The sequence below is a fragment of the Klenkia sp. AC732 genome, from assembly GCF_979256525.1.
In genome coordinates this window covers 1-278 of record NZ_CEEDOS010000111.1, presented here as the reverse complement: position 1 = coordinate 278, position 278 = coordinate 1, and the positions used below count along the sequence as shown (strand labels likewise).

The 278-nt window shown below is 78.1% G+C and carries 1 protein-coding gene; it reads left to right on the top strand.

Annotated elements, in window-relative coordinates; translation table 11 throughout:
• Nucleotides 1-184, top strand: a 184-nt coding sequence (locus AC0IVP_RS21895; RefSeq protein WP_471759278.1) for a hypothetical protein, incomplete at its 5' end; no start/stop codon positions are given.
• Between the last annotated feature and the right edge of the window lie 94 nt (nucleotides 185-278).

Below are 278 nucleotides of genomic sequence, written 5' to 3'. Positions count from 1 at the left end.
CCTCGTCGACGCCGCGGGCCCGCGCGGGGTGCGGGGGCTGCTGGCCACCCCCGGCGTCCCCCCGGGGTCGGAGGTCGTCTTCCTCGGCGTCTCGGTGCTGGTCCGGGTGGCCGCGTGGGTCAAGGTCCGGCGGGGTCGCACCGCCGTGGGGAACCGGGACGAGTCGTCCCGGGTGGCCGCGTGAGCACCGACGCGGGCACCGACGTGGGCAGGGGCGGCGTGCTGGTGGTCGGCTACGGGTCCCCGCAGTGGCTGGACCGCTGCCTGCAGACGCTGAC